The sequence below is a fragment of the Janthinobacterium sp. FW305-128 genome, assembly GCF_020858135.1.
GTDB lineage: Bacteria > Pseudomonadota > Gammaproteobacteria > Burkholderiales > Burkholderiaceae_D > Janthinobacterium.
The window spans coordinates 48,620-65,944 of the sequence record NZ_JACYMK010000002.1 but is presented as its reverse complement, the minus strand read 5'-3'; the positions used below and the strand labels follow the sequence as shown (position 1 = coordinate 65,944).

13 protein-coding genes are annotated in these 17,325 nt (G+C 66.0%); all 13 read left to right on the top strand.

Going from position 1 to position 17,325, the window contains the following annotated elements:
• Nucleotides 1-35 precede the first annotated feature (35 nt).
• Nucleotides 36-1,451, top strand: coding sequence for a pilus assembly protein TadG-related protein (locus tag IGS60_RS05010; RefSeq protein ID WP_230502777.1), 1,416 nt, complete (start codon nt 36-38; stop codon nt 1,449-1,451).
• Nucleotides 1,448-2,350, top strand: a complete 903-nt coding sequence (locus tag IGS60_RS05005) for a hypothetical protein (RefSeq protein ID WP_230502775.1) — start codon at nt 1,448-1,450, stop codon at nt 2,348-2,350. The genes IGS60_RS05010 and IGS60_RS05005 overlap by 4 nt, the downstream gene beginning before the upstream one ends.
• Nucleotides 2,347-3,168: a hypothetical protein gene (locus IGS60_RS05000; RefSeq protein ID WP_230502773.1), complete on the top strand. Its 822-nt coding sequence runs from the start codon at nt 2,347-2,349 to the stop codon at nt 3,166-3,168. The genes IGS60_RS05005 and IGS60_RS05000 overlap by 4 nt, the downstream gene beginning before the upstream one ends.
• Nucleotides 3,169-3,284: 116 nt before the next feature.
• A complete protein-coding gene (locus IGS60_RS04995) occupies nt 3,285-3,932 on the top strand; it encodes a hypothetical protein (RefSeq protein ID WP_139143145.1) in 648 nt (215 codons plus the stop codon).
• The gene (locus IGS60_RS04990; protein ID WP_070291499.1) at nt 3,929-4,117 is read left to right on the top strand and encodes a Flp family type IVb pilin; all 189 of its coding nucleotides are present in this window, start codon (nt 3,929-3,931) and stop codon (nt 4,115-4,117) included. Before IGS60_RS04995 ends, IGS60_RS04990 begins: the two co-directional genes overlap by 4 nt.
• Before the next feature lie 5 nt (nt 4,118-4,122).
• Nucleotides 4,123-5,058 carry a Flp pilus assembly protein CpaB gene (cpaB, locus tag IGS60_RS04985; protein WP_070312485.1) on the top strand — a complete coding sequence of 312 codons (936 nt, stop codon included), beginning with the start codon at nt 4,123-4,125 and terminating at the stop codon, nt 5,056-5,058.
• A 71-nt stretch (nt 5,059-5,129) separates the two neighbouring features.
• On the top strand, nt 5,130-6,659 hold the full coding sequence (locus IGS60_RS04980) for a type II and III secretion system protein family protein (protein ID WP_230502771.1): 1,530 nt from the start codon (nt 5,130-5,132) through the stop codon (nt 6,657-6,659).
• A gap of 8 nt (nt 6,660-6,667) precedes the next feature.
• The gene (locus IGS60_RS04975) at nt 6,668-8,458 is read left to right on the top strand and encodes an ATPase, T2SS/T4P/T4SS family (RefSeq protein WP_230502769.1); all 1,791 of its coding nucleotides are present in this window, start codon (nt 6,668-6,670) and stop codon (nt 8,456-8,458) included.
• On the top strand, nt 8,455-9,327 hold the full coding sequence (locus IGS60_RS04970) for a type II secretion system F family protein (RefSeq protein WP_230502767.1): 873 nt from the start codon (nt 8,455-8,457) through the stop codon (nt 9,325-9,327). Before IGS60_RS04975 ends, IGS60_RS04970 begins: the two co-directional genes overlap by 4 nt.
• Before the next feature lie 8 nt (nt 9,328-9,335).
• Entirely contained in the window at nt 9,336-10,253 is a 918-nt protein-coding gene (locus tag IGS60_RS04965) for a type II secretion system F family protein (protein WP_070218534.1), read from the top strand.
• 9 nt (nt 10,254-10,262) lie between these two features.
• Nucleotides 10,263-11,528, top strand: a complete 1,266-nt coding sequence (locus IGS60_RS04960) for a DUF192 domain-containing protein (protein ID WP_230502765.1) — start codon at nt 10,263-10,265, stop codon at nt 11,526-11,528.
• A gap of 83 nt (nt 11,529-11,611) precedes the next feature.
• Complete coding sequence (locus tag IGS60_RS04955; RefSeq protein ID WP_230502763.1) at nt 11,612-16,726, top strand: DUF2235 domain-containing protein; 5,115 nt, start codon at nt 11,612-11,614, stop codon at nt 16,724-16,726.
• Complete coding sequence (locus tag IGS60_RS04950; RefSeq protein WP_230502761.1) at nt 16,723-17,319, top strand: hypothetical protein; 597 nt, start codon at nt 16,723-16,725, stop codon at nt 17,317-17,319. Before IGS60_RS04955 ends, IGS60_RS04950 begins: the two co-directional genes overlap by 4 nt.
• Nucleotides 17,320-17,325 lie beyond the last annotated feature (6 nt).

The window sequence follows — 17,325 nt, the reverse complement described above, 5'->3', positions numbered from 1 at the left end:
GCCAGCGAGCCAATGAGCGCCTCATCCACATCATCATGACACCGCTACAGGCAGTCCGCCTGCCCCCCTTCGCGCAACGCCGCCAGCAAGGCCAGGCGCTCATCTATGGCATCGTCGTTCTCATGGGCGGCCTGGCCGCCCTGCTCTTCGTTTTCAATACGGGCCAGCTCACGGCGGAAAAAACCAAGCTCGTCAATACGGCCGACGCCGTCGCCTACAGCGCCGCTGTCATGCAGGCGCGCGCCCTCAATTTCGACGCCTACACCAACCGCGCGCTGATGGCCAACGAGGTCATGATCGCGCAAGCCGTCAGCATCGCCGCGTGGTCCGCCCATGTCGTCAAACATACGGAAAACGTCACGCCCCTCAACTGCCGCAGCTATTACTCCGTGCCGGCGGCGCTGCTGCTGATCGATTACATCCCCGTCTGCTACCTGCTCAGCTTGCCTACCGCCAGGAATACCGCGCAAGCCGTCGACCAGGTGGCGCAGCAAGCAGCGCAGGCCAGCGTGCTGGCCTCCGAAGCGGCCAAGGCCGTCCTGCAGGGGGCACAGGCGAACATGGCGGCCACCATCCTGCCTGCCCGTAAAACGCTGATGCAGCAGGTGGCCGACGCCAACTATGCGGGCGACGGCAGCGTACATGTCGACAGCATGCCCATCACCGATACGTTCACGCAGTTCGAGGGAAGCAGCTTCATCCGCGCGTATGCGGGCGCCGAACGGGGCCGCTTCAAGCAGGCGGCGCTCGCGGCCGCCCAGCGCGATGCCTTCGTCCGGCAGCGCTCCTGGACCTCGGCCAATCACCTGCCTTGCCTGTTGGGCAACAAGGCGGAGTTCCGCCGGCGCGGCGGTACGGAGCTCGTCGACTTCGACGAATGGAAAGCCATGGACACGGCGTCGCTGCACCACTGGTCCTGGCATACGCACGGCCTGTTTCGCCTGCCCACCTGCGACGACGATGAAATGCCGCTCGGCTACGGCACGCAGGCGGCGGCCCACGGCAAGCCCGACGACAGCGGCGCCGCTTACGGCCAGTCGCGCCCTGGCAATCCCCGCGCCAGCGCCCTGGCCAGCAGCAGCGACTGGCATTACAGCGGTTTGCCCACCTTTTACGACATCGCCGTGCCGGCCCTGGCCTACGCGTCGACGGACCCGCAGCCGCGCCTGACCTTCGCCATCCGCCTGACGCGGGCGAAAGACCAGCTCAGGACATCCGATGGCAGCTCCGGCATCAAGCCGGGCGGCCGCCTGGCCCTCATCGACGGCAAGCCGTCCCACGACGTGCTGGCGGCAGTGTCCTCCGCGCAAGTGTATTTCGAACGGCCAAGCGGGCGCGACGATGGCATGAAGGAATTGGCCAGCCTGTTCAACCCTTATTGGCAAGTGCGCCTCGTGCCGACCTCGGCGGCCGATCTGGCGGCCGCCACAGCAATGGGAGGCGCGCGATGAAGCCGTTTGGCCTGTCCTTGTTGCTCGTGCTTTGCATCCTGCTGCCGGCCAGGGCCAGCACGCAGGCCGAAGATGCCGTGCGTCAAATGCCCATGGTCCACGAAGCGCTGGCGGCGCGCGACGCCACCGTCAAGGTGCACCTGGTCAGCGCGCGCGGCTACCTGAACGGCAAGCCCGGCGACGCGGCCGGCCTGGCCCGCCTGCACGCGGAAGTACAGGCTTGCGTCCAGCGCAACAGCGAACGGGGCATCGCCTCGAAGCCGCCACACGCCTGGCCCGAACATGTCATCAGCATGCGTCTGGACACCTATGCTGCCGTCAACCGCAGCATCGTGTACGCCGCCGGCCTGTCCTATGCCATCGATCCCCGCGATTGCAGTCTGATGGAAGCGCGCACCAGCAAGGCCAGCCTGTCATCGAGCCTGGGGACCTGCGAAGTCGATTTGCTGGCAAAGACGGCGCACGGTCATTGCGATGCCACGGGGCAGGCGCGCGCCGCGCCGCCGCGCCGCCAGCCGCCGATGACGGCGGCGCAAAAGGCCGACATCGTGCGCCTGGCGGCCGGCAGCCCGGCCATGGCCGCATTCGCTGCCGCCATGCAAGCGCACCCGCAGGCGGGCATGGGCGAACGCAAGGTCATCCTCGGCCTGGAATGCGAGGTCCGGCCCAATCCGCTCGACCCGGAAGGCAAGAACTGCGTGTCGCGCGGCGGCTCCTTTTCCTCGCTGGACGCCATCGGCGAAGCAGGCATGTCCGGCATGACCTTGGAAATGAGCTCGCCCAACGGCATCGAGCTGCGCGCCACGCAGGCCATGCTCGATACCCTGGTGCCGAACGCCGTTTTCGCGCCCTACCTCGAGGGCGGCTTTCGCATCACGCGCCCGGAGAACCGGCCATGAAACGGCACAGCTTTCGCCCCAGGCACGACCGCGGTCAGGCGCTGACGGAGTTTCTCGTGCTCGCCGCCGCCCTATTGCCGCTGTACCTGCTGCTGCCCCTCATCGCCAAATACCAGGACATCGCCACGCAGGCCGGCATGGCCAGCCGCTACGTCACCTTCGAGGCGATCACGCACAACGATGCGCAGAGTGCCTGGAAGCCGCCGACAGCCTTGGCCGGCGAAGTGCGACGGCGCTTTTTCAGCAATGCGGACGCCCCCATCAAGACGGGCGATACGGCCGGTAATTTTCTCGCGCACCAGAACCTGTTCTGGCGCGGGCCTGCCGGCATCGCCCTGATCGCGGACTTCGACAGCGACGTGGCCGTCAGTTTTGGCCCCGGCAACGCGGCCAGCCATGCCGGCGCTTTCACGCCCGCCAGCGACGGCGCACCTTTCAACGGCTTGCCGGGCACCTCCGCAGGCCTGCACACCGCGGACGAACTGGGCTTGCCAAGCCGCGGCATTTACCGGGGCAACGTCAGCGTGCGCCTAGCCAGGTTGCCGTCAGGCATCGTCGCCTATAAACCGTTTGACAGCCTCGAGCTGGCCATCCACCGCCATACGAGCGTCGCCATCGATGGCTGGGCAGCCGGGGGACCGGCCCAGGTGCAGTCCCGTCTCGACAGCAAGCTGCTGGTTCCCGCCACGGCGCTGCGCGATGCGGCGGGCGTGGTCAATGCCAGCGTGACCCTGGTGGAAATGGGGCACATCCAAGGTCCAAAGCTGGGGCAGCTCGACTTCTGGCGCGATGTCGTGCCGCCCGACCGACTCAGGTAGGCACTGCGCCATCCACCTTATCCGCATCAGGGGAGATTGCAGAAATGACAGCAAAACAATATCTTCGGCGCCTATCAGGCACGGCACTGGCGCTGTTGCTGCCCTGCAGTGCCGCTGTGTCGGCGCCGACAGCCTGGCCCGTGATCGCTGTTCCCGCCGGCATTGAAACCTTTGCCACGGGTGGCGAGATGCGCGTCAATGGCCTGCCGCTGCACGTGCGCGGCGTGCTGTCCGCCAGGACGCCGGCCCAGGTGGCGGCGCTGTTCCGCGCCAGCCTGGGACAACCGCTGGCGGAACACACGCGGGACGGCACGCTGGTGCTGGGACGGGCGCTGGGCGAATTTTACGCCACGGTGCAGCTGCAGCCAGCGGGAAGCGGTACGCGCGGCCTGCTTGCCGTCAGCCACCTGGGCGCCGCGCCGGGGCCGCACGATAGCGCCACGGACAGGCTGCTGTCGCGCTTTCCTGCCGGCTCGCGCTTGCTGACGCAAACGCGTTCGGTGGATGGCCCGCGCCGCGCCGAGTTGCTCACTGTCAGCAACGCCATGGGCGTCGAGAGCAATGTCCGTCACTTGCGGCGCGCCCTCGAAGCGCAAGGCTACACGCTCGAGCATGCGGACTCGGCTGCCAGTGCGCCCGGCGGCGCCACCTCGCTGTTTTTCAAGACCTCCGCCAGTGAAGCGCTCGCGGTGATTTACCGCGACAGCCAGGGCCACACGGCCATCGCCCTGAACACCATCACGCGCCTGGAGTCCGCCAGATGAGGCCCCGCTTCCGCCGCCGGCCGCAAGAGGGCCAATCCAGCGTCGAGTACGCCATCGTCTGCGCCGCGCTGGCCATCGCCCTGGGCGTGGGCATGAGCGGCGAGACCAGCGTGCTCAGGCAACTGCTGGCCGCCTTCAAGTCCGTGTACCAGGACTTCAGCTACGCCATTTCCCTGCCCGGTTGAGCATCATGAAAATTCCCTTTCCCCCGTTTTCGAAGATCAACAAGACCTGGGTGGTACTGGGCGCCGCACTCGCCATCGGCCTGCTCGCCGCCGTCGCCACGCGCAGCTTCCTCAGCTCCCGGGTGGCCGAAATCGAGGCGCGCAATGTGCATCAGACGCTCAGCGTCGTCGTCGCCAAGACGGATCTGGCGCAAAACACGATCTTGTCGAACGACAACGCGGCCGTGCGCAAGATTCCCGTCGAATATGCCCACTCGGGCGCCGTGCAGCCGGGCGATTTCGAGCGTATCGCCGGCAACGCCATCGCGTTTCCCGTCAAGGCGGGCGAAATGATCATGTGGAGCCAGATGGCGGGCAAGCGCGTGCCCACCTTTTCCGCGCGCCTGGCGGCGGGGCGGCGCGCCATCACGGTGGTGGTCGATGAAATCAATTCGATCTCCGGCATGCTGGAACCAGGCGACCTGATCGACCTGATGCTGACCATCGACCAGAACGGCAGGAAGGTCGTGCTGCCGCTGTTGCAAAGCATGCAAGTCATGGCCACGGGCCAGCGCTCGGTGGATGACGCGAAAAACGGCGAGGCCGCGCAATTTGCCACCGTCACCCTCGACACCACGCCCGCGCAAGCGCGTAACCTCATCATCGCGCGCGAAAGCGGCAAGCTGACGGCCTTGCTGCGCAATCCGGCGGACAAGGCCGCGCCCGGCCAGCAAGACTATGACCTGTCGTTGCTGTTCGACACCCGGCCGGATAGCCTTCCCCTGCCGCAGCGGCGCGGCATCCCCGTGCTGTATGGCGGCAGCGGCATGCCGGCGCCGCCCGACGCCCTGCGCCTGCAGGGGCATCGCAGCGGTACCGATCCGCCAGTGGCGATGCCGCCGGCGCCAGTGGCCGCCCCACCGCCCATTCCGCTCATCAACGCTGCCGCCGCGCCGCCCTGAGGCGTACCGGCGACAGCCTGCCTTGCGCCAGCGCGCAAGCCACCGCACGCCCTTTGTATGGACACAGTCCCATGAAACGCTACTTCCTCACCCTGCTGCCAGCCCTTTGCGTAACGCTCGTGCTGGGCGCGAGCCTGGCGGCACCGGCCTGCGCCCGCGCCCAAACGGCGTCCCAGGGCGTGATCGAAGGCAAGGCGCCGCTCGCGGCCAAGGCCGGCGGCATGCCAAAGACCGCCAATCCCAGCAGCGCGGCAGCGCGCTACCAGCCCATCGCCAAACAGGACGATGCCGAAGCGGAGCCCGAACTGGAGCTGTACCTGGGCGAATCACGCGTCTTCCCCACGCCGGGCGTGGCACGCATTGCCGTGGGCAATGGCCAGGTCATCACCGCCAACGCGCTCGACGACAGGGATGTCATCATTTTCGCCAACGGCGCCGGCAACTCCTCGCTGTTCGTCTGGCACCAGGATGGCCGCTACCAGCGCGTAAAAGTCACGGTGCTGCCGCTCGACATGCGCCGCTATGCGCGCGATATCGCCAGCTTTTTGTCGGCCATCCCGAAAGCGAAGGCCAGCGTGGTGGGCGACAAGGTCGTCGTCGAAGGCGATGAATTGTCCGACGCGGACCGCGACAAGGTGGCGGAACTGGCCAGACGCTATCCGCAAATCGTCAATTTCACCAGCCCCATCGGCTGGGAACAGATGGTCATGATGGACGTCAAGGTGGTCGAGTTCCCCCGCACGGAACTGCGCGAGCTGGGCCTGAAATGGAGCGCCACGGGCGGCGCGGCCATCGGCGGCATCTGGGCGCCGTCCAGCCGCGGCGATGCGGGCCGCTATGCGATCAACGTGCGCACGGGCGAGGCCAATGCGCCGCCGATCACCGTGCCGAATGGCGGCAACGGCGGTTTCGTGCCCCTGCCCTCGAACCTCACCATCCTCAGCGCCATCAACCTGGGGCTGAACGCGCAGTTACTTGCACTACAACAAAATGGCACTGCCAGCATCCTTGCCGAGCCCCAATTGTCGACGCGCAGCGGCTACAAGGCCAGCTTCCTGGCCGGCGGCGAGATTCCGTATTCCGTCGCCTCCGTCAACGGCGTGACGGTACAGTTCAAGCCCTACGGCATCAAGCTCGACATCGAACCCAAGGTGGGCAGCAATGGCGTCATCCGCGCCGTCATCGAGTCGGAAGTCAGTTCCATCGACGCCTCGCTGTCCACCAGCAGCGGCCCGGCCTTGCTGACGCGGCGCACGCGTACGGAGTTCAATGTGCGGCAGGGCGAAACCATCGTCCTTGCCGGACTGCTGCAACGCAATAGCAGCAGCGACGTCGACAAAGTGCCCCTGCTGGGCGACATCCCCATCCTGGGCAGTCTGTTCCGCTCGAAGCGCTACCAGAACAAGGAAACGGAGCTGGTGGTATTCGTCACGCCCAGCATCGTCGACAGCCGCAGCGCCGGCCTGGCGGACCGGGTGCGCAGCGCCACGCAACGGCTGGAGCAGCAGCTGGGCCAGCCGCCCCACCTCAGCGACGCCTTGCAGCCCGGCGCGGATGCGGCCCGCTTCAACCAGGCGCCGCCGTCCGTGCCGGCGCAATGAAGGCCATCATGTTCCAGGTCGACATCCTCCACCCCGACGGCAGCGCCAGGCAAATGAGCGTGCCCGACGATTGCATGGTCGGCAGCAAGACCAGCAACGACATCTGGCTCGACAGCTGGCGCATCGGCAAGGAACACGCGCGCCTGCTCAGGACGCCTTCCGGCGTGTTGCTGGAAGACATGGGCTCTTATGCGGGCACCAGCGTCAACGGCGTGCGCATCCGCAGCCAGCATGGCCCGCTGGCGCCGGGCGACGTGATCGCCATCGGCCCCTACAAGCTGCAGGTGCAGGAACTGGCCGGCACGGCACGGCCCGTGCAGGCGGCCGCTTTCCACTCGCGCTCGAGCAGCGCCGCCACGCGCAACCAGCGCGCCACGGCGGAAATCCATGCCTCGCGCCTGGCGGCGGAAAAAATGCAGCAGCACATGCAGCGGCAAGCGGGCGACGGCGCCGCGCCGGAAGAGGACTTTGCCATCATCCTGGCGCCGCAGGCACGCCAGCAGCTGGAATTCGAATGGCGCCAGCGCCTGCACGCGATCTTGCTCGAAACCATGGATTTGCGCCGCCACGACGTATCGAAAATGAGCGATGAGCAATTGCGCGCGGAAGCGCGGCGCTACATCCACGACATCATGCGGGCGCAGCGGGCCGAGATCCCCGAGGAACTCGACTATGAACTGCTGGCCAGGCAAGTGCTCGACGAAGCCGTGGGCCTGGGGCCGCTGGAGGAATTGCTCGACGATGCAGGCGTCACGGAAATCATGGTCAACCAGTTCGACCGGATTTATATCGAGCGCGACGGCAAGCTGGAAAGGCATCCGCTGACGTTTACCAGCGAACGGGCCGTGCTGGGCGTCATCGAGCGTATCGTCGCGCCGCTGGGCAGGCGCATCGATGAATCCTCTCCCATGGTCGACGCGCGCCTGAAGGATGGCTCGCGCGTCAATGCCATCATCGCGCCGCTGGCCCTGAAAGGCCCGGCATTGACGATCCGCAAGTTCGCCAGATACAAGATGACGGCGGACAATCTCGTGCAACTGGGCGCCCTCAGCGCCGACATGGCCGCTTTCCTGCAAGTGTGCGTGGCGGCGCGCAAGAATATCGTCGTCTCGGGCGGCACCGGTTCCGGCAAGACGACCTTGCTCAACATCCTGTCCAACTTCATTCCCGCGGGCGAGCGCATCATCACGGTGGAAGACGCGGCCGAGCTGCAACTGCACCATGAACACTGGGTCAGCCTGGAGGCGCGCCCCGCCAATGTCGAGGGCAAGGGCGCCGTTTCCATCCGCGAACTGGTGCGCAACACCCTGCGCATGCGCCCCGACCGCATCGTCGTCGGCGAATGCCGGGGCGGCGAGGCGCTCGACATGCTGCAGGCGATGAACACGGGCCACGACGGTTCGCTGACCACCCTGCACGCCAACAGCCCGCGCGACGCCCTGGCGCGCCTGGAAACCATGGTCTTGATGGCCGGTATGGAATTGCCCCTGTCCGCCATCCGCGACCAGGTCGCCTCCGCCATCCACCTGATCGTGCAGCAGACGCGCTTTGCCTGCGGCACGCGCCTGGTCAGCAGCATCACGGAAATCACGGGCATGGAAAGCGGCAAGTTCCAGATGCAGGAACTGTTCCATTTCGTCCACCTCGGCTACGGCGGCGCTGGCGAAGGCGAAGGCGAAGGCGCTACCGTACGCGGCTATTTCAGCGGCTGCGACCTGCTGCCGGGCTTTTACGAAGCCTTGCGCAGCCAGGGCCAGCCGCTCGACACGACGATCTTCCGCCAGCGGGAGGCGACATGAACAGCGCCATGAACGCCGCCCACATGCTGCTGTTCATCACCGCCATCGCCGCCCTGGCGGCGGCCATCCTCGCCTGGCTGGTGATCGACATCGGTATCGCCACCATGCTGCGCTACCGCGCCCACTTCACGGAACGCACGCGTTTCCAGGTGCGCGAATTCTTCCTGTTCGTCGATCCCGCGCGCATCTTCCTGGCCCACGCGGCCACCATGACCCTGGGCGCCATCATCGCCGGGCTGGCCAGCGGCAGCATGCTGGTGGCCGCCCTGGCCTTCCTCGGCCTGGCCCTGCTGCCGCGCGCCGTGTATGCCTGGCTGCGCCGGCGGCGCCTGCGCAAGTTCGAAGAGCAGTTGCCGGACGCGCTGATGATGCTGGCCGGTGCCCTGCGCGCGGGCCTGAGCCTGAACCTGGCGATGTCGCAGCTGGTCCTCGAGGCGCAGGCGCCGCTGGGCCAGGAATTTACCCTGCTGCTGCGCGAGCAGCGCCTGGGCGTGACCCTGGAGCAAAGCTTGAACGGCCTGGTACGGCGCATTCCCACCCAGACCACGATCCTCGTGGTGTCGGCCATGCGCATCGCCACGGAAACGGGCGGCGGGCTGGCGGAAATGCTCGAACGCACGGCCAGCACGGTGCGCAACCGATTGCACATCGAAGGCAAGATCCGCGCGCTGACATCGCAGGGCAAGTTACAGGCGTGGATAGTCGGCCTCTTGCCCGTCACCCTGATGCTCGTGCTCGACCACATGGAGCCGCAGGCGATGGACCAGCTGTGGCACACGCGCATGGGCTGGGGGGCGCTGGCCGTCATCGCCACCCTTGAAGTGCTGGGCATCCACGTCATCCGGCGCATCGTCGCCATCGATGTCTAGGCGCCGCCATGTCTCCCACCCGCATCGAACTCACCATCACTGCCCTGGCCATGCTGTCCGGCCTGGCCATGGCGCTGCTGGCGACTTTGCTGGCCAGGACGGTGGCCGCCATCCCGGCCGAGGACCGCAGCTACAAGGATGCGCCGCCCCTCGCCTTCCGCCTGCTGTGGTGGCCCATCCACTGGGGCGGCCATGCGCTGCGCCCTTTCATTGCCAGGGCGCCCACGGCCTCGCTGCCCGTGCGCTTGCGCAAGGCGGGCCTGGACTACAGTCTCAGCCCCTCGCAATTCGTCGCGGCGCGGCTGCTGTGCGCGCTGATCGTCGCCGCCTTTTCGTGCTGGGTGCTCGATTCGCTGGGCCAGGGCAGCCGCAGCGGCGTCGGCGCCGCCCGCTACTGGCAGGCAGGGCTTGCCGGCGCCGGATCCGGCTGGTGCTACCCGGGTATCTGGCTGCGCGACCGCATGGCGCTGCGCAGGAGCGCGCTGAACAAGTCCCTGCCCTTCTACCTCGACCTCATCACCCTGTGCGTGGAGGCGGGACTCAATCTGCAGGGCGCGCTGCAACAGGCGGCGCTGAAAGGGCCGAAAGGCGCGCTGTGCGACGAAATCAAGCGCGTGCTGCGCGATGTGCGTAGCGGCAAGGCGCGTGCCGACGCGCTGCGCGCCATGAGCGAACGGGTGCAGGAACCGGCCGTGACCAATTTCGTCACGGCGCTGATCCAGGCTGAACGCATGGGCATGAACCTGGGACCCGTGCTGCGGGCACAAGCGGATCAGCGGCGCTCCGAGCGCTTTCTGCGCGCCGAAAAACTGGCCATGGAAGCGCCCGTCAAGCTGCTGTTTCCCCTCATCGCCTTCATCTTTCCCTGCACCTTCATCGTCCTGTTCTTTCCCATCGTCGTGCAATTCATGCAGTCGGGCCTATAAGGAGCCGCCATGCCGACACGCCATTCCAGCATCCTGCACACGGCCAGCGGTGCGCACGCGCTGGACCTGCGCCTGGCGGACAGCTTTCTCACGCGCCTGCGCGGCCTGATGCTGGCCGCGCCGCTGCATGGCGCGCAAGGCTTGCTGATCACGCGCTGCGCCAGCGTGCATGCGGCCTGCATGCGCTATCCCATCGACGTGGTCTACCTGGACCGCCACGGCGTCGTCACCGGCTGCGCCGCCGGCCTGCGCCTGTGGCGCGCCAGCTTCGGCGGCCTCGGCTGGCGTGCGCCGCGCACGGCGCACACGCTGGAACTGGCCGCCGGCGCCATCGCGGCCCTGCACATTCGTCCTGGCGACCGCCTGCAGCATCCACGGCTGGAAGCTGCGCCCGCAACGGTGGCCGGCACGCGGGACAAGACCCAGCGCGGCTCGGCGATGATCGAATTTACCGTTGTCGGCCCCATCATCAGCCTGCTCGGGCTGTCGATCCTGCAATACGGCATGTTGTTTTTTGCCAGGACACAAATCAACTACGCGGCCTTCATGGCCGCGCGCGAAGGGGCCGTCGCCCATGCCAGCGTCAGCAGCGCCTACGCGGCGTACACGCGCGCGCTGATCCCCCTGTACGGCGGCGGCCAGACGCCAGCCCAGCTCGCTGCTTCGCTGGCCAAAGCGAACGCAGACCTCGGCGCCAACGGCACCGGTAACGCCAGCATCGAGCTGCTCAACCCGACCCGGCAAAGTTTTGATGACTGGAACGACGTGCACAGGCAAATCGCGCTGCATACGGGCAACCGCCGCGTCATCCCGTACAGCGGCCAGAGCCTGAAGGAGCAGAAAGTGGGCGCCACTTCCGGCCAAACCATCCAGGACGCCAACCTCATCAAGCTGCGCATCACGCATGGCTACCTGCCAAAAGTTCCCCTGGTCAAGAACCTGTATGCCACCTACCTGAAATGGCTGGACCCGCACACGGACGCCTTTCATACCAAACTGCTGGCCAGCGGCCGCATACCCGTGGTCACGCACGTCACCGTACACATGCAGTCCGACGCCATCGAGGGCAACAGCCCCGTTTCCACGCCGGGGCCGGGCAACGGCGGAGCGCCCGTCAACCCCGGCAACCCGCCCGTCACAGACCTGCCGCCGCCCGCGTGCGACAACCTCAGTTGCACCGATCCGCCCGTGACTCCGCCCCCTTGCAACCCGTTCACGGACCCGCGGCATTGCGTGCCGGAACCGTGCTCCATCGTCTGCTGCGAACCGAGCTGAGGTAAACCATGTTGCCATCTCTATATATTCATCGTCTGCGTCCCCGCAGTATCAGCCTGCCGGCCTGGTTCTTGTTATCCTGCATGCTATCTTTTACCTTGCCCGCGCGCGCCTGCGGCCCCGAACCGGGCGGCCCCCCGTCCCCCTGCAGCGGCGCCGTCGCCGGCGTGGGCGGCAGCGGCGGTCCCGATGCGGGCGCGGGCAATCCCATCAACGTCATCACCGGCAATAAATACCAGCGCGAGGAAGACTTGCCCGCCCTGCCCGGCGTGCTGGGAGTGGAAATCGTACGTCACTACAACAGCGCCTACAGCAAGCCAGGCAGCCCCAACGGTCCCATGGGACGCGAATGGAAACTGTCGTATGAAACCGAACTGATCGACAAGGATGGCCGCATCCAGATCCTGCAGGCCGACGGCGCCCGCGTCATCTTTGACCGCGATCGACGGCATCCGGACCTGTGCAGCACGGCGCTGCCGGCCCACGGCCGCCTGACGCTGGCGCCCCAGGCCAACGGAGCCAGCGACTACACCTGGACCCTGCCCGACGGGCGCCGCCTGCATTTCAATACCTTGGGCAAGCTCGACAGCATCACGGCCGCCACGGGCGAAATGCTCAGACTGCTGTATGACGACAACCATCTGCTGGTGCAAGTGACCGACCCGCAAGGCCGCAGCCTGCACCTGCGCTACCTGGCGCCCACCTCGGCAGGCGCCAGGGCCGGCACGCAATTTCGCGGCGTGCAACACATCGACAGCCCCGTGGGACGCTTTTCCTACGACTACGGCGGCGCGCCGCCACCGGGAGCACTGTCCTTCGAGCGGCGCATCCTGCTGGCCAACCTGCTGCGCGTGCACTTGCCGGCGGGCGACAAGGCGCAGCCCGCCGTCAGCCGCCGCTACCACCACGAAGACCCGCGCCTGCCCTGGCTGCTGACGGGCATCAGCATCGAAACCGGCAGCGCCGGCGGCCCGCCCGTGGCCACGCGCTACGCCACCTTCGGCTACGACAGCAACGGCCGCGCCAACCTCAGCACGCATGCCGGCAATGTCGGCAAGGTCACGCTCGATACCAGCGAGGGGGGAAAAACCGTGCTCACCAACAGCCTGGGCCAGCGCACCGTCTACCGCCACGCCATCGTCGGGGGCCAGCAGCGCCTGCTGGAAGTACGCGGCGCCGGCTGCGCCAGCTGCGGCGAAAGCAATGTGCGCTACGCCTACGACAAGCTGGGGCAACTGCTGGAAACGACCCGCCTGGACGACAAGGGCGAGCCCGTCAGTGCCAACTGGCGCGAACTGGATCCGCTGGGCCGCACCGTCCGCGCCGGCAGCGTGACATACCAGCACGGCAAGCGGGGCGCCGCGCAATGGCGGCTACGCCTGGAATACGCGGGCGACGATCCCGCGCCCACGCTGATCGCCCGCCCCAGCGTCGTGCCGGACAAGGAGCGGCAAACGCGCATCGATTACAACGCCATGGGCCAGGTCCTGCGCGTGACGCAGACGGGCTGGGTGCCAGGCCACGACGGCCAGCAGGCAACGGCCGCCATCGCGCGCACCACCAGTTACCAGTACGCCATCATCGCCGGCCACAGCCTGCTGACCCGTATCGACGGCCCCCTGCCCAACGGCAAGACGGGCACGCCGTCGGACTCCGACGTCACCGTGTTTGAATATGGCCAGCCGGCGGACAAGAGCGACGCGGGCAAGCTGGCGCGGTATGACGAGCATGGAACAAGCGACGTCCCCCTGACCGCCATCATCGCGCCTGGCAATCTCAAGCGCGCGTTCACCTATGACGGCGCCGGCCGCATCGCCACCATCTCCGATGCGCTCGGTCAGATCACGCAGTACGCCTACACGCCGCGCGGCCAGTTAATGCGCCAGACGCGCGACGGCGCGACGTATGCGGCGCGTTACGACGGCCTGGGTAATCCGCTCGAAATCGCATACAGCGACCAGGCAGGCCAGCAGTCGCTTGCCCGCCTGGGGTACGACGCCGCCGGCCGCCGCATCTGGAACGCCTCACACCTGGGCATCGTGACGCGCCATCGCTACGACACGGAAAACCGCCTGCTCGACACCACCACGCAATCGAGTACCATCAAGCAAACCCTTGGCTACCGCTACGACCCGTTGGGCCATCTGCTGGCCATGACCGATGCGAATGGCGCGCGCTCGACGATCAGGTGGAACGCACGCGGCCTGCCTGATACGGTGGCCGATGCGCTGGGGCGCGTCACGCGTTTGCGCCATGACGCCATGGGCAATATCGTCGGCGTGACGCAGTGGGCGAACACGCCGGAGGCATTGGGACAAAACACGGAAACCCGCTTCGAACGCGATATCGACGGCCAGCCCACGGCCGTGACAGCGCCAAACGGCGCCACTACCCGCTATCTGCGCGATGATTTCGGCCAGGTCATCGCCACCATCAGCCCCGACAGCGGCATGACACGCCGGCAATTCGACGCCGCCGGCAGGCTGATAGCGGGCACCGACGCCATGGGCAACCAGGCCAGCTACGCCTACGATGGCGCTGGGCGCATCGTGCGCCAGGTCATCACCGATGTCGGCGCTCCGGCCGGCCAGCGCCAGACCGTCAGCACCTGGCGCTACGCGGGCGCACACCTGGTCGCCATCGATCACCCGCAACAATCCGAGCGCTACAGCCATGACGCGCATGGGCGCCTGTCCGTCAAGACCGTCATCATCACGCTCCACGACGGTAAACAGGCCAGCTACCACACCCGTTACCGCTACGACAGTCTGGGGCAGCTGAGCGGCATCAGCTTGCCTGACGGCAGCATGCTCGAATACCGGCGCAACGGCCAGCAGCAGGTAGTGGCGCTTGAGCGCCAGCTCGTCCACAGTCCCTGGCTGCGCTGGCTGCTGCCAGGGACAAGCATCGTCAAGGACCTGGAGCGCGACGTGATGGGCCTCAAGCGCTACACCTATGGCAACGGCATCGAGGCCCTTTACCAGCGCAGCAAGGAAGGGGCGCTGGCGCGCATCGTCTACCGCAACGCGCGGGGGGACCAATCCGGGCAGCAAGCCGTCTTGGCGTTGCAAGCCGTGCTGGGCATCGGCCAGGCCGTGGCCGTGCCGGAATCCGCGCTGCCAGCCGAAAATGCGCAGCACGCCGCTCAGGCTGGCGCGTTGGGCCTGCCACCCGATCCGGCCGCCCTGCTCGATCACCGCTACCTGTGGGACGTGCAGGGCAACTTGCTGTATACGAGGGACAGGGACGCTGCCAGCAGCTACGCCTACGATGCCCACGACCGCCTGATTGCAGCGGCAACGGCCTCCCTGGCCCCGTCAACGGCGGCAAGCTTCGACCGCTACCACTACGACAGCGGCGGCAACCGCCTTATCAGCCAGGAAGAGATCGCCAGCCAGGATGAACTGCGGCGCAACACCGTCCGCGCCAGCGATACGAAAGACGCCCGCTACGACGCGGCCGGCCAGCCGCAGCGCATCGGCCAGCGCCGCTATGCCTGGGATGCGCTGGGCCGGCTGCTGGCAGTGCATCAGGGCCTGGACCTGCTGGCGCGCTACCGCTACAACCATCGCGGACTGCGCATCGCCAAGGAAGTGCGCGGGATGCGTACTTATTATCTGTACGACGACGACAGAAAGCTGCTGGCGGAACTCGATGCCGACGGCAAGGTCAGCCGGCAATACATCTATCTTGCCGGCCAGCCGCTGGCGCTGATCGACACAGTCGATGCCGACGAATCACGGGAACAGCGTGGGCCGCTGGCGCAAGCCATGGCCGACATCTCGGCCATCTGGAAGGCGTGGTTCAGCCGCGGCGAGAGCATCGCCTTCCTGCACAACAACCATCTGGGGGCGCCCGAGCTGGCTACCGACGCCCATGGCAAGCCCGTGTGGCAGGCCGCATATGCGCCATTTGGCAAGTTAAGAAAAACAAACACCCAGTACGCCTTCCAGCTCAAGCTGCGCCTGCCGGGCCAGTATGCCGACCAGGAAACGGGCTTGTACTACAACGACCAGCGCTATTACGACCCGGCCCAGGGCCGTTACCTGACGCCCGACCCGCTGGGTCTGCGTGCCGGCACCAACAGCTACGTCTATGTCTATGTCGCGGGCAATCCGCTTAAATATGTCGATCCGAACGGGCTGATCCTGTTTGCGTTTGATGGCACGGGCAACAGCGAACATCCGAAACCGGACAGTTCGATTTCCAATGTGCTGAAGTTCTACGAGGTCTACGACGAGATTCAAAATGGAAAGAAATTCTATATCACCGGCATCGGCACCACCAACCAGGATATGCCCTACGCCGGCAGCGCTATTACGGGCGAAGGCTTCGATCAGCGCGTGAGCCTGGGATTGAAATTTCTCAACAATTTCATAGGAACCGATAGCGATACCAGTATTCTTAATATTGACGTGGTGGGTTTTAGCCGTGGTGCAGCCGAGGCACGCTTTTTTCTCAATGTCGTTGCCGACAACCTCAAGAAAAATGACGGCGCCTATGTGACTGATGGGAAAAGCCGCTGCCTGAACCTGCGCTTCGAAGGCTTGTGGGATACCGTGCCGCATCTCGGCATATTGCATCAGGACGAAAAACAATACTTCTTTTCAGTACCGGCCGCCGTCAAATACGCGGTGCACGCCGTGGCGCTGAACGAGCACCGCGGTGGGCCGCCTGACTTCGATCTGCGCTCCATCATGGACAGACCCGGCCAGACCAGTTCGGCGAACCGCCTCGAAAAGGCATTCATTGGCAGCCATTCCGACATCGGCGGCGGCTTCGGCACCGGCGACCTGTCCGATGTGGCGCTGATGTGGATGGTTGAACAGGCGAAGGGGCAGGGAATCGCGATTGATAATACAAAGCTCAACGACAATGGATGGAGCACCATTACCAACCCCATCTTGCATGACCGGAGCGGCAACAGGTTCAACAGCGACGACATCACCGTCACCAGATACGTCGGCTATGAAAACGGCAAGGAAGTATCGCAAACGGACGCGGTCTTCGATGGCAAGCGAACCTCGGATACCAACGATTTCATCAATTTTTTCCCCGATGCTTACAAGTGCGGCACGATGGCCAATCCCGATATCGGGCTGGTGGACATGAACAAATACAAGCTCTGGCTGGCCAGCTATGGCCTAAGCATGACCAGCAGCCCCATCGTCAACTCTTCCTGCAAGGCACCATCATGAAAAAACATCTGCTCCAGGCAGTTTGCTTCCTGGCGGCCATCGCCCTCTGTGCAGCCTGCTCTGTAACACGGTCGCAGGACGGCCCCGGCATGATCGTAACGTTCAGTAACGGCATCAAAGGCAAGAAGGTCGACGTGCTGCGCGCGCGAACGGCGAACGGCGTATTTTTTCCGACCCCTGGTTCACTAGGTCCCGCCAAGAACCCCATGAAAGATGGCGGCGCCACCATGGGCGCCGCGCCCGATGGCCGCGAACTGCCGCAATGGGTGGAGTTCGAATGGAAGGTATGGCCCTATCCCTACCCGGACATGCCTGCCGAGCCGGTAGCACTGCAGGCATGGAGCGACGGCGTGCATGCCATGTCCCGCTCGCTGCCCATCCAGACGGCCCGTGTCGCCGTGCGGTCGCGCGTGCCGCAAGACGTCATCGACGAAGTACTGGCGTCGAACAGACAAAGAGCGCCCAACGCGCTGCCGGACAAGGATCTCTGGGTGTATTTCATCTGGTACGAGACGGGAATCAAGTTTCGCTGGAGGCTGCTGCAGGGCTGTTGCAAGATGCTGCGCGAAGGCGGCGACGAGCTTGCGCCATGACCAAAG